This window comes from Chryseobacterium indologenes (assembly GCF_018362995.1).
Classification (GTDB): Bacteria; Bacteroidota; Bacteroidia; order Flavobacteriales; family Weeksellaceae; genus Chryseobacterium; species Chryseobacterium indologenes_G.
Genome location: NZ_CP074372.1, coordinates 286,202 through 311,377, shown reverse-complemented (window position 1 = coordinate 311,377; position 25,176 = coordinate 286,202). Strand labels below are relative to the sequence as shown.

The 25,176-nt window shown below is 34.7% G+C and carries 21 protein-coding genes; 8 read left to right on the top strand and 13 right to left on the bottom strand.

Features of this window, described 5'->3' with window-relative positions; all coding sequences use genetic code 11:
- Positions 1 to 3: 3 nt before the first annotated feature.
- The 3 genes from DYR29_RS01280 to DYR29_RS01270 all read left to right on the top strand — a co-directional run bounded on the left by DYR29_RS01280 (position 4) and on the right by DYR29_RS01270 (position 2,470).
- Positions 4 to 912, top strand: a complete 909-nt coding sequence (locus tag DYR29_RS01280) for a 2-dehydropantoate 2-reductase (RefSeq protein ID WP_213278875.1) — start codon at positions 4 to 6, stop codon at positions 910 to 912.
- 99 nt (positions 913 to 1,011) lie between these two features.
- The gene (locus tag DYR29_RS01275) at positions 1,012 to 1,371 is read left to right on the top strand and encodes a RidA family protein (RefSeq protein ID WP_249413580.1); all 360 of its coding nucleotides are present in this window, start codon (positions 1,012 to 1,014) and stop codon (positions 1,369 to 1,371) included.
- A gap of 232 nt (positions 1,372 to 1,603) precedes the next feature.
- Complete coding sequence (locus DYR29_RS01270; protein ID WP_213278873.1) at positions 1,604 to 2,470, top strand: alpha/beta hydrolase family protein; 867 nt, start codon at positions 1,604 to 1,606, stop codon at positions 2,468 to 2,470.
- 175 nt (positions 2,471 to 2,645) lie between these two features.
- On the opposite strand, the gene DYR29_RS01265 is transcribed toward DYR29_RS01270, so the two are convergent.
- Positions 2,646 to 4,352 (bottom strand): tail fiber domain-containing protein, encoded by a 1,707-nt coding sequence (locus tag DYR29_RS01265; protein ID WP_213278872.1) that lies wholly within the window; start codon positions 4,350 to 4,352, stop codon positions 2,646 to 2,648.
- A gap of 509 nt (positions 4,353 to 4,861) precedes the next feature.
- Between DYR29_RS01265 and DYR29_RS01260 the strand changes: the two genes are divergently transcribed.
- Positions 4,862 to 7,846 (top strand): ATP-binding protein, encoded by a 2,985-nt coding sequence (locus DYR29_RS01260; protein ID WP_213278871.1) that lies wholly within the window; start codon positions 4,862 to 4,864, stop codon positions 7,844 to 7,846.
- Between the two features lie 4 nt (positions 7,847 to 7,850).
- Positions 7,851 to 8,465: a response regulator transcription factor gene (locus tag DYR29_RS01255; protein WP_213278870.1), complete on the top strand. Its 615-nt coding sequence runs from the start codon at positions 7,851 to 7,853 to the stop codon at positions 8,463 to 8,465.
- 120 nt (positions 8,466 to 8,585) lie between these two features.
- Here DYR29_RS01255 and DYR29_RS01250 read toward each other — a convergent pair whose 3' ends face one another.
- From DYR29_RS01250 to DYR29_RS01230, 5 genes are all read right to left on the bottom strand, one after another.
- Positions 8,586 to 9,209 (bottom strand): ATP-binding cassette domain-containing protein, encoded by a 624-nt coding sequence (locus DYR29_RS01250; protein ID WP_213278869.1) that lies wholly within the window; start codon positions 9,207 to 9,209, stop codon positions 8,586 to 8,588.
- Positions 9,206 to 9,889, bottom strand: coding sequence for a molybdate ABC transporter permease subunit (gene modB, locus DYR29_RS01245; RefSeq protein WP_213278868.1), 684 nt, complete (start codon positions 9,887 to 9,889; stop codon positions 9,206 to 9,208). Before modB ends, DYR29_RS01250 begins: the two co-directional genes overlap by 4 nt.
- A complete protein-coding gene (gene modA / locus DYR29_RS01240) occupies positions 9,889 to 10,689 on the bottom strand; it encodes a molybdate ABC transporter substrate-binding protein (RefSeq protein WP_249413579.1) in 801 nt (266 codons plus the stop codon). Before modA ends, modB begins: the two co-directional genes overlap by 1 nt.
- Before the next feature lie 205 nt (positions 10,690 to 10,894).
- Positions 10,895 to 11,578 carry an MBL fold metallo-hydrolase gene (locus DYR29_RS01235; protein WP_213278867.1) on the bottom strand — a complete coding sequence of 228 codons (684 nt, stop codon included), beginning with the start codon at positions 11,576 to 11,578 and terminating at the stop codon, positions 10,895 to 10,897.
- Positions 11,579 to 11,634: 56 nt separating this feature from the next.
- Positions 11,635 to 12,222, bottom strand: a complete 588-nt coding sequence (locus DYR29_RS01230; RefSeq protein ID WP_213278866.1) for a Crp/Fnr family transcriptional regulator — start codon at positions 12,220 to 12,222, stop codon at positions 11,635 to 11,637.
- 310 nt (positions 12,223 to 12,532) lie between these two features.
- On the opposite strand from DYR29_RS01230, the gene DYR29_RS01225 reads away from it, so the two are divergent.
- Positions 12,533 to 12,694, top strand: a complete 162-nt coding sequence (locus tag DYR29_RS01225) for a hypothetical protein (protein ID WP_213278865.1) — start codon at positions 12,533 to 12,535, stop codon at positions 12,692 to 12,694.
- Between the two features lie 512 nt (positions 12,695 to 13,206).
- Positions 13,207 to 14,318 (top strand): IS3 family transposase gene (locus DYR29_RS01220; protein WP_213278853.1). Its coding sequence is split into 2 segments (ribosomal slippage): positions 13,207 to 13,462 and positions 13,462 to 14,318, totalling 1,113 coding nucleotides; the frame shifts between segments, so codons are not numbered across the junction.
- On the opposite strand, the gene DYR29_RS01215 is transcribed toward DYR29_RS01220, so the two are convergent.
- From DYR29_RS01215 to DYR29_RS01200, 4 genes are all read right to left on the bottom strand, one after another.
- On the bottom strand, positions 14,315 to 15,007 hold the full coding sequence (locus tag DYR29_RS01215) for an HNH endonuclease (RefSeq protein ID WP_213278864.1): 693 nt from the start codon (positions 15,005 to 15,007) through the stop codon (positions 14,315 to 14,317). The genes DYR29_RS01220 and DYR29_RS01215 overlap by 4 nt on opposite strands.
- A gap of 123 nt (positions 15,008 to 15,130) precedes the next feature.
- A complete protein-coding gene (locus DYR29_RS01210) occupies positions 15,131 to 15,922 on the bottom strand; it encodes a PIN domain-containing protein (protein WP_142017837.1) in 792 nt (263 codons plus the stop codon).
- The gene (locus DYR29_RS01205) at positions 15,919 to 16,251 is read right to left on the bottom strand and encodes a YegP family protein (RefSeq protein ID WP_213278863.1); all 333 of its coding nucleotides are present in this window, start codon (positions 16,249 to 16,251) and stop codon (positions 15,919 to 15,921) included. Before DYR29_RS01205 ends, DYR29_RS01210 begins: the two co-directional genes overlap by 4 nt.
- Positions 16,252 to 16,267: 16 nt before the next feature.
- Positions 16,268 to 16,828: a recombinase family protein gene (locus DYR29_RS01200; RefSeq protein ID WP_213278862.1), complete on the bottom strand. Its 561-nt coding sequence runs from the start codon at positions 16,826 to 16,828 to the stop codon at positions 16,268 to 16,270.
- A 514-nt stretch (positions 16,829 to 17,342) separates the two neighbouring features.
- Between DYR29_RS01200 and DYR29_RS01195 the strand changes: the two genes are divergently transcribed.
- Entirely contained in the window at positions 17,343 to 18,893 is a 1,551-nt protein-coding gene (locus DYR29_RS01195; RefSeq protein ID WP_213278861.1) for a T9SS type A sorting domain-containing protein, read from the top strand.
- Between the two features lie 195 nt (positions 18,894 to 19,088).
- Here DYR29_RS01195 and DYR29_RS01190 read toward each other — a convergent pair whose 3' ends face one another.
- The 3 genes from DYR29_RS01190 to DYR29_RS01180 form a co-directional block, all read right to left on the bottom strand.
- Positions 19,089 to 20,375, bottom strand: coding sequence for a DUF3945 domain-containing protein (locus DYR29_RS01190; RefSeq protein ID WP_213278860.1), 1,287 nt, complete (start codon positions 20,373 to 20,375; stop codon positions 19,089 to 19,091).
- A 228-nt stretch (positions 20,376 to 20,603) separates the two neighbouring features.
- On the bottom strand, positions 20,604 to 21,350 hold the full coding sequence (locus DYR29_RS01185; protein WP_213278859.1) for a hypothetical protein: 747 nt from the start codon (positions 21,348 to 21,350) through the stop codon (positions 20,604 to 20,606).
- A complete protein-coding gene (locus tag DYR29_RS01180) occupies positions 21,301 to 25,173 on the bottom strand; it encodes a DUF6443 domain-containing protein (protein ID WP_213278858.1) in 3,873 nt (1,290 codons plus the stop codon). The genes DYR29_RS01185 and DYR29_RS01180 overlap by 50 nt, the downstream gene beginning before the upstream one ends.
- Between the last annotated feature and the right edge of the window lie 3 nt (positions 25,174 to 25,176).

Sequence of the window (25,176 nt, the reverse complement as noted above, 5' to 3'; positions counted from 1 at the left end):
AATATGAAAATCTCCATTATTGGAACAGGAGCTGTAGGAAGTTATTACGGAATTATGCTGGCAAACGCAGGACATCAGGTTGATTTTCTCCTTCGCAGTGATTATGAATATGTGAAATCCAATGGATTGAAACTCTATTCAAATGCGCATAAAGATATTATTCTCCCCTCTGTAAATGCTTACAAAAGCACTAAGGAAATGCCAAAATCTGATATCGTAATTGTGGCATTAAAAACTACTCAGAACAATGAAGTACTCCCTAATATACTCCCTGATATTGTGGATAATGACAGCATTGTAATTCTGGTACAAAATGGTTTAGGAATGGAGGAAGACTTATCTGCTCAATTACCTTCTTTACAGCTTGCAGGTGGTGCAGCCCTTATATCCAGTCATAAAACTCAAAAAGGGACGGTGATTCATCAAGATTACGGAAACCTTGACGTAGGAAGTTATAATCTTCAGCAACCCACTCTATTGGATAATTTTTCTGAACAATTAATAAGTTCAGGTGTCCCATCATCCCATCAGTTTTTAAAAAAACTCCGTTGGAAAAAACTTGTATGGAATATGACCTTTAACGGATTATCAGTCGTACTGGACAAAACAACAAATCAAATACTCGATGATCCCAAAGATCTGAAACGGTGTAAAATAATAATGAAAGAAGTTATAGAAGCGGCAAAAGCCTGTGATGTTCTATTACCCGAAAATTTTGATCAGGAAATGATTGCTTTTACACAAAAAATGATCCCTTATGCGCCAAGTATGAAACTGGATTATGATTTTGGGCGGCCAATGGAATTACAATACATCTATGAAAAGCCTATTTTATTTGCCCGGAAGGCAGGATATAATATGATTTATACGGAGGAATTATTTAATGAATTGGTACAACTTGAAAAGGCCTAGTCCGCCATTATTTCATCTTAAAACTGAACAAAAATGTTAAAATTCATTCCTTTTTTCTTATTAATAGCAAGCAATTTAATAATCAAAGCACAAAACAATATGGCAAACAAAGTTCCTTATACACCCTCGTTAAAAGTAGGCGAAATGGTTTTTATATCCGGACAGGTTGGAATCAATCCTGCTACATCTCAGCTTTCAGACTCAACTTTTGAATCGGAAGTGAAACAGGTGATGGAAAATCTTAAAGCTCAGCTTGAAATTTACAATCTGACATTTGATGATCTGATAAGTACTATTATATATTTAAAAGACATGAAAAATTATAACAAATTAAATGAGATATATGGCAGTTATTTTAAAAACAGTTTTCCAACCAGAACATGTATTGCAGTTGCAGATCTACCCGCAAATGCTTCTGTAGAAATATCCGGGATTGCGCATTTTAAAGAGAAAAAATAAAATTTCATATCATTTAACAAATTCATCCTGTTTTTTATTTAGAAGGTGAGAATGGTATATCTTTAAGTATATCATTCTCTTATTTTTACCAATAGTTCACAAATTCTTTATCCCTCCACGACTTTCCACTATTTTAAATTCTTAAGAATTAATATAGAAACCAAGTATTGCATAGTGAAATATTATAAATGAATTAGAGTATTTCTTACATTTAAACTTGAAAGTAAGAAATATGAAAACGGAAAGCTTTGAAACAATATGTGAAGACGGTGTAAAACTCAAGGGAATCCTTTTCATCCCGGATACTTCTAAAGCTGTCATTCAATTTAATTGTGGCACTGCAACAAAAAAGGAAATTTATTTATCTTTTCTTACCTATCTCGCTGAAAATGACTTCCTGTGCTGCCTTTGGGATTACAGAGGAAGCGGAGATTCTTCTTCTGGAAATTTAAAAACATGTGAATTTACATTTTCAGATTATGGAGTAAAAGACATGCCTGCTATCAAAGATTTTCTGAACAAAAAGTTCCCTGATCTTCCATTTATGATTGTGGGGCACAGTGCAGGAGGACAACAAATCGGATTTATGAAAAATCTGGATAATGTAAAAGGAATGATCAATTTTGCAGTATCAGCCGGCTACTACCACAATATGCCATTTTCTTACAGAATGAAAGCCTACTTTTATTTCTACATTTTTGCTCCCCTCAGTGTTTTAATGACCGGATATGTAAAAGCTAAAACCTTTGGATTAATGGAAAATCTTCCTAAAAATGTGGTATATGAATGGGGTAAATGGCTCGAGAAGAAAGATTATTTTTTCGATCCGAAATTCTATGGTAAGACTGTCCCCGTTGGGCATTTCAAGAATTACACATTCCCTATTCATCTGTACTGGACTGTAGATGATACAATATCAAGCGAGAAAAATACTGAATCTTACTGGCAGCATATTAAAAGTAAGGAAGAAATATCTTTTACAAAATTGGTTCCTTCAGAACTAGGGTTGAAAAAGATTGATCACTTTGGTTTTTTCAAAAGAAATATGAAAGATAAGCTTTGGGAGAATGTAGTCAGTAAATTAAATAGTTTTCTTTAACATCGAAACCTAATTCTATTTAAAAAAATGCACAGCTGATAAACAATTAGGTGAGCACAAATAAAAAAGAACAAACCATTCATAAAAATGATTTGTCCCATTAAGTGACTCACTGGAAGCTAATTTTGCTTTAAGCTATTTAAGGAGATCTTTATTTTATTGATTTTCAACAAAATTACAAGCCCAGCTTTTTCTTAATACCCTCCATTTCAAGTTCCAACTTATTAATTTTATTCCTTTGCTGTTCTATCTCTGCCTCCTGTTCCTGAATTGCCTTTGTAAGTGCTGGAACAAGTGCTGTATAATCAACACCCCAGGCTTCTTTTGAATCATCTTTTGGTTTATAGACTGCTTCAGGAACTATTTTATAAAGATTTTGTGCAAGGAAACCCAGCCTATGCTGTGACTTCAAAGCAGGATTTACAGCAGGTTTCCCATCTTTAATCTGGGTATCGGCAGACAACTCATATTGTTTTGGCTGTAATGCCATAATGGTACTAAGACCATATCCTATTTCTTTAACCTGAGTTTTCAAACGCATATCTGAAGTAAGTACAGTTCCACTTGCAGTGACAGTTCCTGTTACATAAGCACTTCCACTTACACTTAGATTATTTCCTACATAAGCATGTGATATTGAAGATAATGTTTGTCCTTGCACATCTCCTGCTGTTTTTATATCTCCAATCCCATTAATCGTAGTTTTTGTAAAACCACTATAACTATATTTAAGGCCATCTATACCAAGATAAATCTGAGTAGGAGCATTGGGCGTATTACCATTAAATCCACTTAAGTCAAGATGCCCATATTGAGACGATATTATATTTCCAGAACCATCAGATCTCTTCATGTATATATCCCCGTATCCATTGATGTCAAGCACACTCTTATCCACTGTACTATCATCAGCAAAATAATATCTAAGACCGGTACTGCCCAGTGTTACCTTAGAAAATGACGCAATACTGCTGTTTCCTTTTAAAGTAAGAAGGCCATTATAAGCATTAACAGCATTTCCTGCAGTACCAAAGGCTGTAATATCGCCGTCTCCGTTGAAATTAAGCTTTCTATCATTGTTATAAAGATAATCACCACCGCCTAACTGGCTTAGCCTGAACTGTGCCACATTATTATTACCAGCCACAGTTAGAGGCCCTCCCACACTATTGATTGTTGATGCATTGGCACCACCGTCTGTAGTTTTTGTAGAAGAGTTTAGAAACATGTTCAGAGAACTGCCGGTATTATTGGTAAACTGCAAAAGTGCAGCAGCATTTGTTCCCGGATTGCTATTACTGATTGCTGTAAGCCCGAATCCATCAACATTGCTTCTGAAATATAAGGCCTTATCCGCATAGTCAATTGCTGTATTCTGCAAAAGTGTACCGCCAAGTCTCACATCATTACCTACAGTGGTAAGTCCGTTGCTTGCCGTTACATTAGTTGCCACCGCAGAATTGCTTCCTGATAATTCCCATGTGGAAGCAGCTCCTGTAAGACCTGTGCTGATTAACTGTAAGCTTTGGTTAGGGCCTATGGTAGCACTGGCATTACCATTAATGGTTTCTGTAGCTGCAGGATTTACCGTAATGGTAAAAGCCGTATTATTTTTAATGGTATACATACGACCCTTAAAGTTACCATCTCCCGAAATAGCAGTTGGTAATGTAAATACAGCATTTGCTGTCCCATTATACGAAATATGAAAATCTGAAGAAGTCATTGTATACGCTGCAGATGTAATGGCGTTGTATTTCGCTGCCAAAGAACCATTGACAGTCAGGCTGGAGCCAGGTGCCGTAGTATTTATTCCAATATTTCCAGCTTGTGAATAGAGAACCGTACTACTCAAAATAAAAAATAAAGTTGCTTTTTTCATGTTTTAGATATGTCTAGTTTATATTATTGATTTCATGTGTAATACAGAAAATTCTTAGCGTCAATACATCAGCATTCAGGTTTTGATTCATGAACTGCTGCCAGCAGATTGAGGGAATATGCAGCAGTTCCGTTTCAACTTTATGTATTTAGAATCATATTTTAAAAGTTTTGAAATTTAGTCTACTTGTTGATGTCTCATGACAGACCAAAAATCAAACAACAGAAGTGAAAAAATTAGAAGTAGAATGACTAACCATTGTATTAATTTTACTTAACAAGAATTGATTAAATATTATTTATTGTAAGGCATTATACTATAAAAAATAATCATAAGTTTCCTGGAACTATAATGAAGAGGCTTTTTCATAATGCTAAGATTTGATACAAATTTATAGTCTGTTAATAATTCAATAAAATAAATTGCATACGATTATCTTTGCTATCATATCAAATTTATTCTACATTATTTTAGAATATATTTGCAAAAATTTAGAGAATTGACTTCGCATGAAGCATTGGCTATTAGTTTTCTTATTCGTTACCCTCCATATCCAAGGACAGAACATTTCATCCTGGTTTACTATGGATAATGGTCTTCCCCAAAATAGTATTAAAGATATCGTTAAAGACAAATATGGTTTTATATGGCTTTCTACAGATAACGGAATAGTTAGATATGATGGAGCATACTTTTTAACGTTTGATAAACTGGCGGTCAGAGATTTTCATTTTGGAGCTTTTTATGGAAACATCCGAAATGATAGTATTGTTGCTTTTAATAATTATGAAGAAAGTACAATACTTATCAATAAAAGATCTCCCCTGATTATAAAAAAACGCAATAAAGAAAATACAGGGGTCGTTTTTTACCAATCAGACAATAAGCAGATGGCAAGAACAACAAGTACTGAACTTGATGCTGCGACAAATTATCTAATTCGGACAAAATTTGGAGTGTATAATATTAATCATCATAATATTGTTTACACTGATAAAGCTACTCAGGAAAAAAAATCTTTTTCACTGGCAAAAGCCAAGAAATATAATTTTTTCCTTTATAACGACATTCTTTGTATTACAGATCCATCAAATACAGAGACTCATTATATTTTCAGAGGGAAAGACTTTATTTCTAAAAAACCATCTATTCTTAATGATCCACAGACCAAAATATATTGGCAGCAGCTTACAGGCCAGGTTTTCCTTGTTAACAATGATCATATCTATAGTATTACAGGGTCTGAAAATAACCTGGAATTAAAATTTAAATTACTGACCCGGTATGACAAATTTGGAAATTACCGGTTCGGATGTATCTACTATGATGACAAATTTCAAAGGCTGTATTTAGGAAGTTCAGTAAAAGGTCTCAACATCTTACAATTGACACAGTTTCATACGGCACGGAAAAATATTCCTTTCATTGATGATGTAAGTTCTTCATCATTGCCTTTCAGCAGCAATACAATTATTGATGCACACGGCTATGAATATAATAGGGATGGAATGCTGAAGGCCCATAGATTTGGCTCTAATGATAAATATTTTATGTTTTACGATCCAAAAGGAAACATATTGTATAAGCATGATAATGTTATTTTCAGAAGGTATCGGTCTTCTGAGTATAAAGTGGCTGATTCTATCTCCTTTTCAGGAACTGCACTCAACGGCATTTTCAGTAGTGGCAATTTATTTGGAATTTCTAAAACGGATTATGCTAATTCTTTTTTGCATGTCTTCAACAACAGTGCTTTAAAAAGACCTAACGATATTTTCAAATTCAAAGGGGTTGTCAATTCATTTTTAAAGTATGGTGCAGATGGACTATTAGTGGGTTCCACCCATGGGCTTTACTACGTCTCTTTACGTGAAAAAAAAATAATACTGTTAAAAAATCTGAATGTCAAAAGTATTTTCACAACAAAAGATGGAAATACATGGATTACAACCAATAAAGAAGGCTTCTTTCTATTTAAGAATTCCCATCTGATAAAGATGCCTCTTGATCAACAGCAATATTTAGCTTCTGCTCATTTTATTGTAGATGATCCATTTGGTTTTTATTGGATATCATCAAACAACGGCCTTTTTAAGGTGCAAAAAAAACAACTCATTCAGGCATCAGCAAAAAAAAGTTCAAAAGTATTTTATTATCGCTTTACAAAAAACGATGGATTACTGACCAATGAATTCAATGGTGGATCGATGCCCAATGCATATTCACTCCAAAATAACGAAGTAATTTTTCCGTCCATGGAAGGATTTGTTTTTTTTGATCCCCAAAAGGTGCGTAGTTACTATCCTGATAGTGATAAGATTTTTATTGAAAGGGCCAGAATCAATAATCGTATTGTTTATTTTAAGAATCATCTTCTCCTGGAAAATGATTATAATTCAGCCGATATTTTTATTGATCTTCCTTATTTTGCGGATTCATCAAACCTGAGTGTAGAAGCGAAAATAGAAAATCAAGATCAAAATTGGCAAAAAATTGACTTGAAAGACCAGAGAAAGTTTACCATTAAAACCTTTGATCCCGGAGAATACACTCTGAAAATAAGAATATTAACTACTCCTGACGGAAATTACAAATATCATATCATCACTTTCAAAATCAAACCTCTTTTTTACCAGACAAAGGTCTTTAAAGCTGGAATGCTTGTGATATTACTTATAATAATCGTATTAATTGTAAGGATATTAACCCAATTTATCCGTAGAAGAAACAAGGTTTTAAAAACAAAAGTTTCCAACATCAGTATGGAATTGCAAGAGACTTCTCAACATCTTGAAAATGTAAAGAATCATATGTTAAAGGAATCCGAGTACCAGAAAAAGTTTGTAGATGCCATTAACCATGATATCACCACCCCGGTGAAATTCATAGCAATGTTAGCTCAAAAATTAAACGAAGAGGAAGATTTGAAAATTCAGAAAGAATATTTTGAAGGTATTCATCAGACTTCCGAAGAGCTCTATAAATTCACCCTGAATCTTAAAGAATATAACAATCTGTATACCGCAGAAATTTATACTCTGGAAGAATTTCCAATCCATGAAATATTTGAATCCAAGCAAAAATTATTCAACGAAATAGCAAAATTAAAAAATAACCACATTGAAATTCAGAACAAAAATACTATAACCTGCACTATAAATAAAAGCATCATAGCTTGTATTGTACACAATCTCATTGATAATGCAGTTAAATATTCTTCTGAAAGCATGATTTCCCTTAACGCAAAAGAAACAGCAGATAAAATTACAATAAAGATTGAGGATGAAGGTATTGGAATGTCACATGAACAGCTATCTTATTATAATGAGTTGTCTCGTAATAACGATGATGCAGCCATACAGTTTAAGCGTTATGGGCTGGGCCTTCATATGGTTATTAACCTTATTAAAAAGATAAATGCTGAGATAGAATTCAGAAAGAATACTCCCTCAGGTACAATCATTGAAATCAATATATACAATCAAAACCGATAACTTAATGGAAGGAAAAATACTAATTGCTGATGACCATACTGTAGTAAGACTAGGTGTAAAGGCCATATTAAAGGCAGAATACCCTGATATAGAAATAGATTTGGTATCAGATTTTGACGCAGCAAAGAAATATTTACAAGCCTGTAAGTATTCTTTAGTGCTTTTGGATATTAATATGAAAGGCAGCACGTATACCAATATGATTTCAGAGCTTAAACAAATTCAGAAAGATGTCAAAATATTAATATTTACAACCTATGATAAGGAAGTTGCTATCCAGTATATTCGTAAAGGAGCGGAAGGCTATTTAAATAAACTATCTACCGAGGATGAGTTGAAGAATGCAATCGTAACGATTTTGCGAACAGGATATTATTACCCATCAGATTTAATTCATTTAATAGCTGAAAGTTCTCAAAAGAAAACAAATACAATGAATCTTAGTCCCAGGGAGTTTGAGATTTTTAAACTTCTGGCAAATGGCAATGGTAATTTGGAGATCTCCAATATGTTAGGCATTCAAATAACCACTATCAGCACTTTTAAAAAGAAGATTTTCTTAAAATTAGGAGTTAAAAATATTGTTGAACTTTCAAAAATATACCAAAATATTCATTAGTGAAGAAATGATTGGTGCTGTGAAGGACTAAAAATATATTCTTACCGGATCCGGTATTATAGTTTTTCCTGAAAGCAATTCCATTCCGGCAATGATATTGAAGTTTGGACAAATCAAAAATTATCCGATAACCAATTTTTTATGAGGATAATCTTCAAACTCATTGTCGTTATGGCTGATCACAAAAAAAGTGAATCCCTGATTGATAGAGGTTTTCACAATTTCATCTTTCATTACCTTTCTCATTGCAGGATCAACAGCTGAAAAGGGTTCGTCTAAGAGAGCAACCGTGGCATTCTGAACCAATGTTCTTGCCAACGCAACTCTTTGCTGCTGACCGCCGGAAAGCTTGGAAGGAACTGTATTTTTCAGATTTTCAAGATTAAATATTTTTACAAGGTGATTAATGTTCTCATCGTTTCTCTTTTTCTGGGCAAATTCAATATTTTTTTTCACAGTCATGTTGGGAAACAAAGCATAATGTTGAAACATCAATGAGATATCACGCTTTTGAGGTGATAAAAAGATTCTATTTTCTGTATCCGATAGAACTGTATTATTTATTTTAATGAACCCGTAATCCGGAGCTGTTAAACCTGATATAATTTTAAAAAAAGTGGTTTTCCCAATGCCCGAATCTCCGGAAACATGAACAATACTCCCCTCTTCAAACTGTTCATTGATCTCAAGAAACTGATTTCCCGAGGAGGTAAAAATCTGGTGTTTTATATTAATCTCAATCATCGGAATGTTGTCAAATTAACTTTACGGTTGATACTATAAATCAGCATTAAGGTAAGAAATGAAAGAATAAAAAGTACAAATGCATATCGGTTGGCCGCTTCAAAATTGAGAGCCTGAACCTGATCATATATTGCAACGGATGCAATTCTGGTTTCCTTAGGAATATTTCCACCCACCATAATGACGATACCAAATTCCCCGATACAGTGTGCAAATGTAAGAGCAATTCCGGTAATCACGGAAGCTTTTATGTTGGGAAGAAGAACTTTAATCAGGGTAACTATTTGGGATTTGCCCATTGTATAGGAAGCCTGCCTCAACTCATCGGGCAATGAAGAGAAACCGTTCTGAAGAGGCTGAATCATAAAAGGTAAGTTGGCGATAATACTTGCAATAACAATTCCGTTAAATGAAAAAGCAAGCCTGACATCAAAATATTGCTCTAAAAAATGCCCAAAAGCGTTATCCGGACTGAAGGCCACCAAAAGGTAATACCCCATCACCGTTGGCGGCAGAACCATAGGCATACAAATGAGCGCTTCTACGATAAATTTCAGTTTAAATCGTGTATGGGTAATCCAGTAAGCTACAGGAATTCCAATGATAACCAGAATAGTAGTGGTCACCAATGCCAATTTTCCGGTAAGAAGTAAGGTATAAACAAAATCCTGATCCAGCATTAGAATTCAATTTCAGATTGGTAACCGTATTTTTTCCAGATTCTTTTTGATTTTTCACTTTTAATAAAATCGAAAAAAAGCTGTGCTTCCGTTGTTTTTTTCCCTTTCAGAACAATACCGCTTTGAGGAATTGGAGATGATTCCTGTGCTGAAAGTTCATAAAATTTTCCTTTTCCTGTCATTTCTTTGCCTATCGCATTGGAAAGTGCTACAAAAGCAATATCAGCATTGCCGGAAGAGGCAAATTGTGCTGCCTGATTGATATTTTCTGCCCAGACAATTTTGTGTTCAATGATCGTAAATAAACCCGATTTTTTCAATGCTTCGACAGCGTTTTTCCCGTAAGGAGCCAATTTCGGGTTAGCAATGGCTATTTTTTTAACTTTTGGATTTAATACAACTTTCAAACCTTCAGAAACGTCTGAATTTGAGCTCCACAGAGTAATTCTTCCGTAGGTGTAAACTGAAGAATTACCGAAACCTTTATGAGTACTTTTAAGCTTTTCAGGAAATGAAGAGTCTGCTGAAAGAAACAGATCGAAAGGAGCTCCGTTTATTATTTGCTGAACCAGCAATCCTGAAGATGCGTAGCTAATTTCAACTTTTCTATCGGCGTTTTCTTTTATGTAAACATCCTTTAACTCTTCTAAAACACCTCTGAGATTGGCTGCAGCGGCAACAGAAATCACAGAACCTTCAAGGTTGTTCTTACTGTCTGATTGTTTTTTTTTGCAACTGAAAATTACAAATGAAATTAAAAATATACTTAATACCAGTTTTAACTGAGCCAATTTATTCATAACATTAACTGCATAAAAGGAAGATGTAAAACATTTTTATCTGATTAAAAAGATAATGCTTTCTAACCATTAAAAAAACAATATACCAACAAAGTTACTTTAGTTTTTCAAATGTTTTTACATTCTGCCATTACTAAAAACAGATATTTTCTTAATGCTGATTAATATTGATACTCATTTTTATGTTTTTTAGCACAAACTATCTTTAAACAGCCGTACTGCATTTAGCCACAAATTGCTCAAATTTCCGATCTTTATTGTGTAGAACAGGTCCGTGGCCAAAGCAGATAATAGCCGGATTCAATTCTGCCAATTTCTGGAGCGATTTGATATTGCGCTGCTGATCCGAGGTGAATATATCCGGCGGAAGTCGCAACCCGGTCGCTGTCGTAAGCAGATTCATATTTGTCGCCGCATCCCCGATGATCAGTACACCATCCTGTTCACGGAATAAAGAAATATGACCTACCGAATGTCCGGGTGTTTCTATTACCCGAAAGTTTCCGATCTTATCGTTTTCAACAATTGTCTGCTCAACTTGATGCCCCTGGCCTGCCCAGTATTTTTGTTGAAGCTTTGCTACCCAATGCTGCGGAGTTGGATAGTCACTTGTTACCATACCTGTTTCAGTCCTGAAAACTTCATTGGGGTGACAGAGTAATGATATCCCGAACTCAGCACATATCTGATCGCTACATCCCTGATGATCTGCATGGGCATGTGTCAGTACATGTTGATAAACGGGAATTTTCTGAAGAGTTTTCTTTATCATTGCATATGAGCTCCGTATTCCGGAGTCTACCAATACACCTTCGATAATATAGCAGTTGATACTGTTTCTTGGCATTAGTGGAATCTGGAACACCTCGGGAGCAATTTGACGTAACATATTATTTTTTTTTGCAAATCTACATTGCTGATCAGGACTGCATAAGGACATTTGTCCTATAATATGCCGGGTCTGTGGAACTGTCCCTTCGCTCGTGTAAGAGATCGCTGCGTGATGCCCAGGTACGATGCCAGATCCTGTGTTGCTATGCGCAGGATGAGCATCGGTTCACTGGATAAGACATGACGGTATTTTTCCACAGCCGACTTATTATTATAATTCAGCATATAACGTTCCTTTTGGTTATACTCCTGCTCCATCACCGATTTTATAATTCCATTCAAAGCAGCTACCTGACCAAGAAGGAGCTGATAGTCCGGATAGCTTATCCTATAGATTATGCTATCTTCTACAGTCCTGATACTCCTTCTGGATTTTTCCTGCGCCATAAATTCGGGAAATGAGGTGGCAAATTCATTTTCAAACTTAAAGCAGGTTATATTTTCCTTCCCTTCTTTATTAGTAGCATATGCTTTTACAGCACCACTGGCGATAAATCCAATATGACGGCAGATTTCATCCTCACGAATAAAGAAATCACCTTTCTTCAAGTGAATCGGTTTGAAGAACTGTGCAGAAAAGTTGATTTCATCAGCCAACAATGCTCCTGTTGAGGATAAGTAATTTTTAAATGCGTCAGTCATTTCACAGTCTTTTTGTTCTTTATTTTCTTTTTTAACCATCTACAGATTACACGTCAAATCCGGTATTCAAAACTAGCAATTATTATACAATCAAAAAAAGTCTGTTTGTATTAGACATCCATTTAACAATAGTTTAAGCATGACAGAAAAATTCCTTCTGAAAATTCTTATGTCAACAAAAAAATTGTAAAAGCATCGAATCTGGAGAAACCTAGTCATACTGGTTCTTCTCAATGCTTCTTATATTAATTTCGTATTAATCTAACAATCAGAATTTGTTTTTCTCAAATAAATTCACTATATTGATAGTATGAAAAAAAATGAACGTCAGGACAATATAACACACGCTGGTAAAATGAACGAGCGGACAAAAGCATTGGAAGTGCTTGAGCAAGCGAAAAAAGTACAAGGAAAAATAACATTCCTGCGGCAAGGAGTTGGAAGAAACTTTAAACCGAAAAATGAAGAATAAAGAAGATAAAAGCGTAAAATATTGAAAATCTGACCACAACAATCCATTCAAACGGGTCAGTTAATCAGAATCTACAACTAATTTGTCAAAATTTTAGAATATTTTTGACAACTATAGCGACTGCTATAACAAAAAACCCTGCAAAACTATTGATTTGCAGGGTTTTTTACATTTTTCTGATGTTTTTAAAAAAATATCAGAAAAATAGTGACCTCACTGGTACAAAACTCGAACTCTCTCCTAGAGGATTTGAGGCGATTATGTACTCTTGATACTTGAGATTTAAATCAGATGTAATCTTCTTAAACACTAATATGACTTTATAAGATGTAGGATAACATAAATTACATTTTTCCACTAAATGAACCTTTTAAGAAACTGTCTTCATGGTAAAATTCTTCCAACCAACTATAGCTTCCAATAACCTTTTGAACTGACCTTCTCCCATAAAACCTTACCATTTAAAAGTAGAGATTTTCAATAAAATTATAACTTTAAAAAAAGAAAATCTTATGAAAAAGAGCAAATTCACGGAGAGCCAGATTGTCTTCGCCTTAAAGCAATCTGAGACAGGGGTCAAGGTTCAGGAAATCTGTCGTAAAATGGGCATCAGTGAGGCAACCTATTACAATTGGAAAAAGAAATATGGGGGATTGGGTATTTCTGAGCTTCGGAGGTTACGACAGTTGGAAGAAGAAAATAGCCAGCTTAAGAAACTGGTTGCCGATTTAAGTTTGGATAAGCAAATTCTACAGGATGTTTTGAAAAAAAAGTTCTGAAGCCAGCTCAAAAACGTGGGTTGGCTTCAGAAATACATGATAATTATAAGGTATCATTAAGAAGAAGCTGTGATTTGGTAATTCTGCAACGAACGGTTTATTACTATCAATCTCACCGTAGGGATGATACGGCCCTTAGAATGCGGCTGGTGGAGCTTTCACAAATTCGTGTCCGTTATGGCATTCAACGCTTGCAAGTTCTTCTCAGGCGTGAGGGTTGGAAAGATAATCATAAACGAGTGTATCGGATTTATTGTGAGGAAGGCTTGAATCTGCGTAGAAAGAAGAACAAGAGAATAAAATCCGCAAGAAACAGAAAGCCTACGGATGGTACATCCTCCAGTTTACACGAATGCTGGAGCATGGATTTCATGAGCGATGCCTTGTTTGATGGGAAGAGATTTAGGCTTTTCACTTTAGTTGATAATTATAGTAGAAAATGCTTGGCCATTGAGGCGGGAATTTCCATCAAGGGAGAAAACGTCACAGAAATATTAAAAAACATTACCTTTGAAGAGAAGGTTTTTCCCGAGCGTATCAAAATAGATAATGGTCCTGAATTTATCAGCAAGGAATTGGATAGATGGGCTTATGAAAAGAATGTAGAATTGGAATTCTCCAGACCTGGAAAACCTACTGATAATGCATTTATAGAGAGCTTTAACGGTTCATTGAGGGATGAGTGTCTAAGCGTAAATTGGTTTTTGTCGCTTCAGGATGCACAGGAAAAATTAAATGCATGGAAGTTGGATTATAATGATTACAGACCGCATAGCTCATTAGGAAATCTAACCCCGAATGAGTTCATCGAAATGCAATCAAAAAAGCAAATTTCTCTATTTTAGATTGGTAATATTAACGGGGAGAGGTCATCTGCATTATATTTATTGATATGTAGATCCTGCATAAATGCATTAGTATGAAGCAGGTAGCTATATCCTCCATAATAAAACTCGTACAATCTGTATTTTCTATGTAGTTCCAGATCTGACTCCATAAAGTGAAGTTTAGGATTATCCAACTGCTCCTGATCAATAAGTAAAATAGGATACCGAGGCTTTAAGTAATATAAAGGCACATCATTTAAATTATATCGTGAAAACTCCCTGATAAAATTAAACTCTTCAGAATGAGAATCTCCACAGATTCTTTCTCTTTCTTCTAAGAATATTTTATATATACCCCGCTTGAAACTTCTAGCAAAATTTTCTTGAAATTTGCTTTGAAGCTTATACTTCATTTTGATATTAATCTGTCTTCGTTGCAGATTTACCTTAAAATATTCTGAGCTGAACCTTTTGTAAGAAGAAATATTTTTACTATCTGAAATTAAAAATCTTGAAAGATTAAAAATCTCCTTGACTGCCAAATCCACAGATGGTTGAAAGCTTTGTTTTTTCCCAAACTCAAAGTTGCAGGAGTCACATACATTTAAGCAGATGTTTTTCCCTCCTAATGATTGAGGAAAAGTGTGTGCTAGAGTATTAAAATTTACATCACGATCATTTCGGCTACACCAAATACATTTTTTCATTTATTGTCATAATTTAAATTATGTAGTCAACGAAATAAAATTTCGTACTTTAAGATTAAACACTTACAAATTGTTCTTTTGAGATTTTTATATTTTCTATTGCTTACATAGCGATGTATATTATTATTCATAAGATTCTGGCTTCCAAAAATCATTAAAGTTTTCTAATTCTGCAATCATCGTCTTTTCAACATCTTTCAATTCGGTTGAAGTAGAAATACCAATTTCAGTTAATGCATCTGTTATCTTATCAGTCTTTTTTAATATTAATCGTCCAGTTCTTGAATGAAAATCTCTTTTTAAATAAGAAAAATTCTTAGTATAAGTATTATCTCTTCCTATAATAATTATATTTTCTTTAACATTTGAAAGAACAACTTCCCAATTAATCTCATCGCCAATAGAATAATTAGGTGATGTCGGAGGATTGCCAATAAGCTTTCTTTTATGAGCTTTATTTAATATCTCATCAGTTGTATACAATAAAGTATTTAATCTTGTACATTCTCTTACCATATCTGTAAAAAATGCATAAACAGGATCTTTTTCAGGAGCTTCAAGTATCATATCCATAGCTCCAATAACCAATTTTCTTTTTTTATGATAATCACTTAATGATTTGACTAATTCTGTAAATTCTTGTAAGTTTTCTAAAAATGCACTCGGTTTGTACAGGATATTTGAATCAAGTTCAAAAGCCTTTTTCATTTCATTTATGACAACTTCTCTATTTCTTTCAAATTCTTGAATTATTTGATCAGTCAAAATAATTTTGTCAAAATGTTTCGCTAGTTCACTTAGTAATTTTATTGAATCTTTTTTACTTCTATAAAAATCTAAATAGATATTTGTATCGATGAGAATTTTTACTTTAGCAGATAGAGCTTCAGGAGTTTCTTTTTTTATTGCTTTCATAGTGTATAATCTTCAATTATAGCCGATGAAGCGTTCATTTTCACAGACTCAATTCCTATTTCCATCCCATTTTTAGATTCATACATCTGGCTGGTTCCGATGATTTCTCCACTAGATGCTTTTAGATTAAAATAATATCTACCATCTTTTGCAGATCTTCTTTCATATTTATCATCATTTTGAGAATTGAGTACAACAGATTCAATTCCTTTTTTACAACCTTCTTTAGAGGAATAGCCTTCACTCACCAAAATAGTTTGACCATTAATAGCTTTTAGGTTAAATTGATAATCTCCTGTAAATCTTTTTGATATTACGAACTTTCCCATTTATTTCTTTTGTTTTTTAAGATTTTATTATTTTATAAAATGTTGCTTTACTGCCTATACTAAAAGCTTTCATAATTTCCTCAATTGAAACATTCTTACTTTCATAAGAGCTCTTTACTAAAGGTGCGATTTTTTTATATTTTTCGGTCATACCCTTTGGTCTTCCTCCGTTTTTACCTCTTGCCCTAGCAGACTTCAATCCAGCATTTGTTCTTTCAATCAAAACATTTCTTTCGTGCTCAGCTAAAACACAGAAAATCTGGAAAATTAATTTTCCACTTGCTGAACTTGTATCAATGTTTTCAGAAATAGATTTAAAATGTATTCCTTTTTCGTTCAGCTCTGTCACAAACTGAATTAACCCAACTGTAGTCCTCCCAATCCTATCTAATCTCCATACGGTTAAGGTATCCCCTTTACGTACGAAATTTAATAAATCGTTAAGTTGCGGTTTTTCTGATTTAACACCACTAACTTTATCAATAAAAATTTTTTCAATTCCTATATTCTTTAAAGCATCAGTTTGTAAATCGAGATTCTGTTCAAACTTGCTTACCCTTGCATATCCAATTAACATAAGTTCATTTTACTCATTTATTTCAAATATACTGTAATTTGTTTTCGTGTACAACGAAAATGAACTAAGAACAGAACAAAATAGTTTTGCTAACAAGATATTAATAGATGTACAGGAAACCGACCGAATAATCTATGCTACATTGTAAGGAGAAATGGTCTAAAATATAAGATTAATAATTATGGTAAGAAATAGTAGCATTAAGAATTTAACTTTACCAATATTTCCAAATCATCAACTAATTAATTCGATAATTGTTCATCTTGGATTACAAAAGCGTTGATTTTTAATGCTTTTTTTATTTAATAACTTGCACGAAATATGTACGAATCAATTTATTCAGATATTTTATCGAACCTTTCTTTATGATGAAAGTTGCAGCATTCTCAAAAGTGGGATTCATGTTCTTTCATTGAAGTTTTTGCCTATATTTGCGTGGTTAAATTCTGCTGAATTTCAGGATAAAGCAGCTGACTCCATCGTCAAATATCAGAAATTAGCTAAATAAATAATCATGAAATATCAAGCGATCTTTATTGTTTTGTTATCATCTGTACACCTCTTTTTTGCTCAGGTACTTGATAATAATTTTGGAACCAATGGAAAAATGGTTTATGACATCAATGCAAACGCAAATATTGAGAAAATTGGGTCGATGATTGCTGTGAGCAACAGTAAAATACTGGTTGGAGGTACTGACAATACCAGCGCTTATCTTGTGAGACACAATTCTGACGGTTCTTTTGACACTTCTTTTCAGAGCAGCGGAATCAAACAGCTTCCGTTTAAATCAATTGAAAAAATATTAAAGACAAGCAACAACGAGATGATCATTCTCGGAACTAAGCTTGCCGCCGACGGCTATTTTAACATCATCGTCTGTAAAGTTGATGAAAATGGAAATTATGTTACAAATTTCGGTACAAACGGTATTCTGGAAATCAATTTTGGCGCTCAGTCAGATGACAATGTCTTTAACGGTGAACTGCAATCTGACGGAAAAATAATTGTGGTCGGCAACAAAAGAGGCACGAATGCTTTGACAGAAGGTTACGTTTTGCGTTTATTACAGAACGGTCAATTTGATACTACGTTTAATAATACCGGACTATTCACTATTGCACCTGTTAATCACCGCCATTATTTGAATGCCGTAAATATTGCTCCAAATGGAACAATCGTTTGTTCAGGCTATCTTTTGCTGACGACAGGCTCCAACCAAGGTAGAATGTTTATATTAAGATTGTTACCAAACGGAACTTTGGATACTTCATTTTCCACCGTAGGATACAGATATTTTAATGTTACGAATATAGGTAGCTCACTATCAAATACCAATATTGTTTTAAGTGACGGAAGTATTTTATTGGGCGGAGAATCATTCTCATCAAGCAATAACAATGTTTCATCTAACTTTACGGTGATAAAATTCAATGTGGATGGTTCTTTTGAAAATTCTTTCGGAACGAACGGTGTTGTACAGACACTTCTTCCAAGTATCGGAGGTCAGCTGAGAAATATGAAATTAGATTCTTCAAATAATATTATCGCATTTGGTTCTACATACTCGGCGACCAATGGTAATGAAAATTTTGCGATGATGAAATTTAATCTATCTGGGATTTTAGATACACAATTCGGAAATTCCGGTGTTGTAATTACAGATTTTTCAGGATTTCAGGATATTCCGTATTCATCGTTGGTTTTTGATTCAAAAATAATTCTTGCAGGATTTGCTTCTTCTTCAGATTTTCCCAGCAACAGCAAATTTGCACTTGCACAATACACATACAATAACTTAGGAATTGTTGAGTCTAAAAAAGCAGATAACTTCAAGATTTTCCCGACAGTTTTTTCAAACAATATTAATATAAAATGTGAAAAAGAGAGAAAAGTAAGCGTTCGTATTTTTGATTATTCAGGTAAACTTATTTATGGAAAAGAAAATTTCAGATGCTCTCAGACTCCAGAACAGCTGCAACTGCCGATCTCAAAGCAAGGAGTATATTTGTCACAAATCAATTCAGGAAATAAAATTTCTGTTCAGAAATTGATAAAGAAGTAATATTGGAGTCGCTAACTTTGTTAGGACACAATTTTTATACTCTTTAACTTTAAGAGTATGAAAAAGATCAGAAAAAAGTACCCTTATTTAAAATTAACAACTCCCTAAAAGGCAGTAAAATATAAAGGATGAAACTGTAATCCCCTACACAATTGCTTTCTCCCCAACTGCAAAAGCCTTCCCACCAGAATGCTTTCACATCCCCCTTCCTCTTTTCCTACTCTTCTCCTCTTTCTTCTCCCCCTTCCACACATTCCTAAACGAAAACTCAAACTTCCCCATCCTCTTATCAAACCTCAAATACCCCTGATACCCCTTCCCATTTCTATCCACCAACCCATCCACATACGCCACCTCTCCTTTATTCAGTTTCTCTACCTGCCACTTCTTAAGCCTCTTCCCTCTGAACACCTCCGGAACCTGCCTGAAATCTCCCACTCCTATTCTCCTTACATTCTTACCGAGCAAAAACTCCACATATCTTTTATCCGCATTATACTGAACCGCTGCATTAAACAGGGTCCCCCTCGCTGAAAGCATATTTTCAATAAACAGCGGTTTTCCTTCCCTTAATATCTTTCTCTGCTTCTGATCCAAAGTCACTCCTTTAATCACCAGCGGAATTCTCACCCACTCAGCCCTCACCTGCACCAACTCATTGGTCAACCTATCCCTGCTGATAAGAGAAGGCACTGTCTCCCCTGTAATTCCATGAGCCAGATCCACCACCCTTCCCATATTCCCACTTATCATCAGATTCCTTTTATCCTCTTCTGAAAATACATGCCCAAAGAAAGGCTTGGAAAAATCGGGCATTCTTCTTACCAGATGAAACCTGAGTTCCACTTCTCCAAAATCATTAGCCTGAAGAGAAAGCCTCGCTTCAATCGTACCTGATACCTTCCCCAGTTCAATATGTACCGGAACAAGCATCGGGGTTTTATATCCTTTCAGCATTGGTTCCAAAGCCCCCAACTCTTCCAGTCTTTCCTTATTCCAGCCCAGCTTCTCCATCATCTTCCAGTCCACCTGTTCAGCCGTATATACATACCTGTTTCCTGCATCCTTTCCCTTACCTGCTGTTTTCCCCTCTCCCGCCTTTCTATGTGCCTCCACCACATCAATGGAAATCTCATACTTCTTTAATACCTGTTTCACATCATCCGTAGCCTCATCCATATACTTCTGTAAGTTTAAAGCCGTCTGCTTTGCTTCATACTCCGTTACTTTAAAAAACGAAAACTCCGAAGGCTCTTTCAGCTGGTGATAAAACGTTAAATAAAACTCAGCAAAAGAACTCTCATTGCGTTCAATACTAAGCATTTCATCACCGTCCAAGTCTTCAGGACCCACACTAACCACTTCCCCATTCTCCCCCAATCCCTTAACAATTCCTACTGTATCCGTTTCATGATGGAGCACCAGTAAGGTATCACCTGTTTTCCTAATAGTAATCCATTCATCGTTTTTATTGCTATCCATGACCTAAATTATTGTGTACCAAGTAAGATATAAAGTCGGACAGGTTTCTTTTAAGTAATGGCAGTTGAAAGGTCATAGTTGACATTAAGATCGGCAGGGAAAATAAAAAGATTACTTGAAAGAATAAAAAAATCCCGCTTCTGCGGGATTTTCTTATATCAATTCAAACTCAAAAACTTTCCGAGAAAGAAAGGAATTTTATAAATATGAAAAGTTAACTTTATTTTACTATTTCATATCAGGTGGAATATCTAACCTTTCCACATACTGAATGGAAGGAATATCTAAATGATCTATTTTATTGGCTCTATTAATATTTTCCAATAATAACTTATTTATCCAAGCCAGAAGCAAAGAATATTCTAGATTATTTTGGGCATTGTTTTCATGGGTAAAAACTTCATTTCTCCTTCTATCATCTTCCAAAACAATTACATTATTCAACTTAGCATCTGGAGATACTTTGTTATTTTTCCTATCTTCTAAAGAAATTTTGTAAAGCAGCTGTCCCAAAATTTTGCTTGTGTGCCTATCTATTTTAAATTCATAGCTTCCTTTTAGATCATAGGGATAATAAATATTTGACTTTAAAACTCCTGATTGACTTATCTGAACATCATATTCAAACAGATTATTATTGCTAAAATTTGTTTCTCCGAGTACATTAGAAACGTAAATATTATTATAATTCTCTTGCTCAGAAACAAATTTGTATGGCCTGAATTCTTTTAATTGATCTGCAAATATTACATTACTTTTGTTTCCCTCAGTTTTGGATATAAGCTCCATAGCTGAGGGGGTGCTATATGCTATCGTTGAAGGAGCTTCAATGAGAAATGAATACTGACCGTCATTCTTCAAAAATAGTACTTCCGTATTCTCCTTTTTCTCCTTGCACTGTACAACAGTACTCACTAAGGCTAAATTAATACCTAAAGCCGTCAATGCTTTTATCAATGGAATCTTTTGTAACATTTTGTTTTACAGATTTATAATATTGTTGTAAAATAGGTGATATATATTGAGTCCTTGCAGTATGATTTTGCTTTTCCTGATAGTGATCATAATATCTAACGCTCTGATATTTTTCATTTCCCGGTTTCTTTAAAAAATTAATAAGTCTATTATCATATCCGCTGCTTTGATTAAATTTTTTATCATCAGCGAAATCCTTTGCCTCGGGAAATGCATGTATAAAAGTTTCATGAGCGAATGTTTCAATCTGATTAGCCATTCTGTTCGGAGTATTATTATTCTCTACACTTACGGTAAAATTAGTTCTCCCATTTTTGTTTTCGACAGTTGTTTCACCGGATGCGCCTTGTGAAGCTGACGTTTTTGATATATTATTATCAAATGTCAGATCCATTCCCTTCTTATGGAATTCTCCGCTTTCCTTATATTGAACACCTGCAATAACCTGCCCTTTTTCTGCAAATTTTGATATCACAGCCTGACCTTCTTTAGATTTCGCAAAAAATTCAAAAGCTTTTATCTGTTGCTGATTTCCTTTCTTATAAATCTCTGATGGATCAACATGGGCCGGGCTCCTGCCATCAGGATCTGTAAACATTACCGGGTTATTAAAAGCATAATTGTAAGGACTATATCTGGTCATTTTCTCTGCCAATGGATCAATTACACCCCATCTGCCCAAATCACTCATATACATTCTCGCTCCGAAATCATGCCAGCCTGTTTCCTGCATTTCTTTTCCTCCAAACTTATAGTTATAATAACTTCCAAAGTTTGAGTAATTTGATCCTCCGATATGGTTTAACCCAAATGGATAATAATTATTGACATCCATTGTCTGAACTACCCCTGCATTGTTCTTACCAAAACTTACCCTTACATTCCCTAAATGATCTTTATAGTTGTAAATATAACGGTTTTCTGCAAAACTGTAAAACCCTTCTGGGGTACTTACAAAATCTAGTTTCCATGCCGCAAGCGGCGGAAGAACAGGTTTAAATGTTGAATAAGCCTGCGATTCATAGGCCGATTCCGTCTTGCATGTGATACAGATCCCTCCATCATCTTCATATGAATACTGAAACCCATCCAGATAATCCGTCATTCGTATTGTTGGAAGCCCCATATGAGCCTGCTGACTGTATGTTTTACGAAGTTTCACTCCATCAGCACGGTATAAATGATTTATATTTGTTGTGCTTATATTTCCAACAGGATTAGTAAACTGCATACTAATTGAAACAAGCAGATTGATATGATTATAAACTATGGACTGGATTCCTTTATCCTTCATATCAGTCATATTTCCATTAAAGTCATAGCCAATAATATTGTTCCCACCTTCATATCCTGAGTTGTTAGGTGAATTTTCTATTACCTGATTCAGACGGTTTCCTATATATTTATATTCAAGATCATCCACCTGTGTGGCTGTAGTTCCTGATACAGGATAAGCATTCCTTTTCAGGGTCATAATATTTCCATTTAAATCATAGCTCAGATTTTCATTGAAATTATTATTATAGGGATTGGTAGCGCTGGGTTCTGTATAGATAGCATCTTTCAACCGGTTAAGAGGGTCATAAGTATAAGAATATCTTTTCAAGGCACCCTCCGAAGCATTTCTCCAATCTACCTCTGCGATATTTCCATTATACTTACCTGATGCTAAATTAGTGTATACAGGATTGTTATATTTAATTTCATACCCAAAGAGCTTTCCATTTAAAACAGCCGGATCATTGATTTTAGTCAGCCAGCCTCTTATATTATATTGGTAATCTATAGACTGTAATGGACTGGCAACATCAGTTCCTCCTACTTTCTTATTGGTAATCTGAGAAATCTCGTTATAAGTATTTTGTGCCAGAATCTCTGTTGGATTGCTGTCTACCTGGTGCTTATGTACCAACAGTCTGTTCTGGTTGTCATAATCAAACGTTTCTGTAATGACTCTTTCAGTATCACTATCCAGACGCTTATGTTTTGTTATAGTCTGCTTTGTTATCCCTGCAAAATCAAGTTTGGATTCTGTTTTAGTATATCCTCCTAAATGATTGATGGAATAAGTTCCTATCACTCTTCCTTTCTTATCATAGTAGGTATAATCCTTTGACCAATTATCGTCATCAATATTCTTTACTAAAGTAAGGACAGGAAGGCTTTTGGTACTTAAACCTTCAAGTGTAGGAATAGCATTTAATGTTGGCTCTCCTAAAATATCCGTTGGAAAAGCAGGATTAAAAGTATATCCTGCAGGATAGGAATCATAATAATTAACACTTAAGACCTGTGCCAGACTTCCCGGGAGAGCCCTGTTGGTATAATAAATAGGCATTCCGCTTACGGTAAACGAGCCAGCACTTCTTATCTCAAAGGTATAAGCAGCTCCTGTAATAGTAGTTTGCAAAGACTGTCTTGTACTATTATTATTAGTAATAGCTGTAAACACCACTCTACCGAACTGGTCGTACTTGGTTACCAACCACTTACCTTGATCTTTAAGATTTGTATCTTGGCTCATCACCAATTGATCGGCCTTATTATAAATCAGATATTCCCAGCCTTTTCCGGGAAGCTTCTTTTCTACTAACCTGTTCTTCTTATCATATTTGTACTGATAGCACAAATTGTCAAGAGTTACATCAGGGAAGAAGCCCGTTGTCAGACTTTTAACTGCATCTGAGGCAAGAGGAGGAATAACATAGGTAAGATTGCCATAAATATCATAAACATAATAGGTATCAGCTTTCTTCCCATCTACATATTTTCTTCGTAAAACAGTTCTATCTTCATTATTAATAAATTCTTCTGAAGTGTTGTTGTTTCCGTTTGCAGAGGTCCAATCCTCATTTTTGATTACTTTTTTTATTAAGCTACCTGTCCCATAAGTGGAACTGAATGATAATTTAGGATTATAAATATCCTGAGCAACTGCCAGATCAACATTATATTTTTTTACTTCGTCAGAAACTGTATTTACATCATCAGTAAATTTTATTTCGTGTCCGCTGTTTTTCTTCCAGGCCGTTCCAGGTGCTGACTGCATCAAAACCCTGTTTAATGGAGAGGCTTCAAATACATTTTCCGAAAATGCCGGTTCACCATTGTAAACAGATGAAGCTAAACCTGAAATTGTAGCTGCATCAACTAAAAGACCATTGTTTTGCATGGTTGGAACGGGTAAAAAATCCTTCGACTTCCTTCCAAGGTTATCATACTCAAAAGGAGTCACCAAATCTTTTCCTGAAGGTGTCTCTCCTTTGGCAACAATCTGCAATTCCCTTCCTAAACCATCATAATATACGATAGATGCTTTCTTCTTTCCAGAATCTCCTTGGTCCGTAAGGTAGTTTACCGACATTATCTTATTCTGCGGAGTCCAGTTAGAAAGGTACGTCGAAATGTCCGCGGGTATGGGAACTGGCGATGTTAAATTCACAGATATGGTTCCCGAAAATCCAGTTAAAGAAATGGGCGTATTATGATAAATAGCTAACTGATTATCAACAATGAAGAACCGGTATCCTTTATCAGTAAAAAAGCTTCCAGCCGGAACAGGAATTTCTGTGTTGGGTAACGTTCCTACATAATCAGTTGGCCCTATTTTTCCTTGTTTTAAAGTGGTTTCCGTAAAACCAGCACTAAAACTAAGACTGAGTACATTATTGGTGATACTCAATGTTACCCCACCGCCACCACCATTGGAATACGTGGTAAGCAGATTCCAATTGTAATATTTGGAATAATTCGAAAATTGGGCTTTGATAATTGAGGTACTAAATACAAGTACCAATAAAACAATTCTATATATTGACTTCATCAG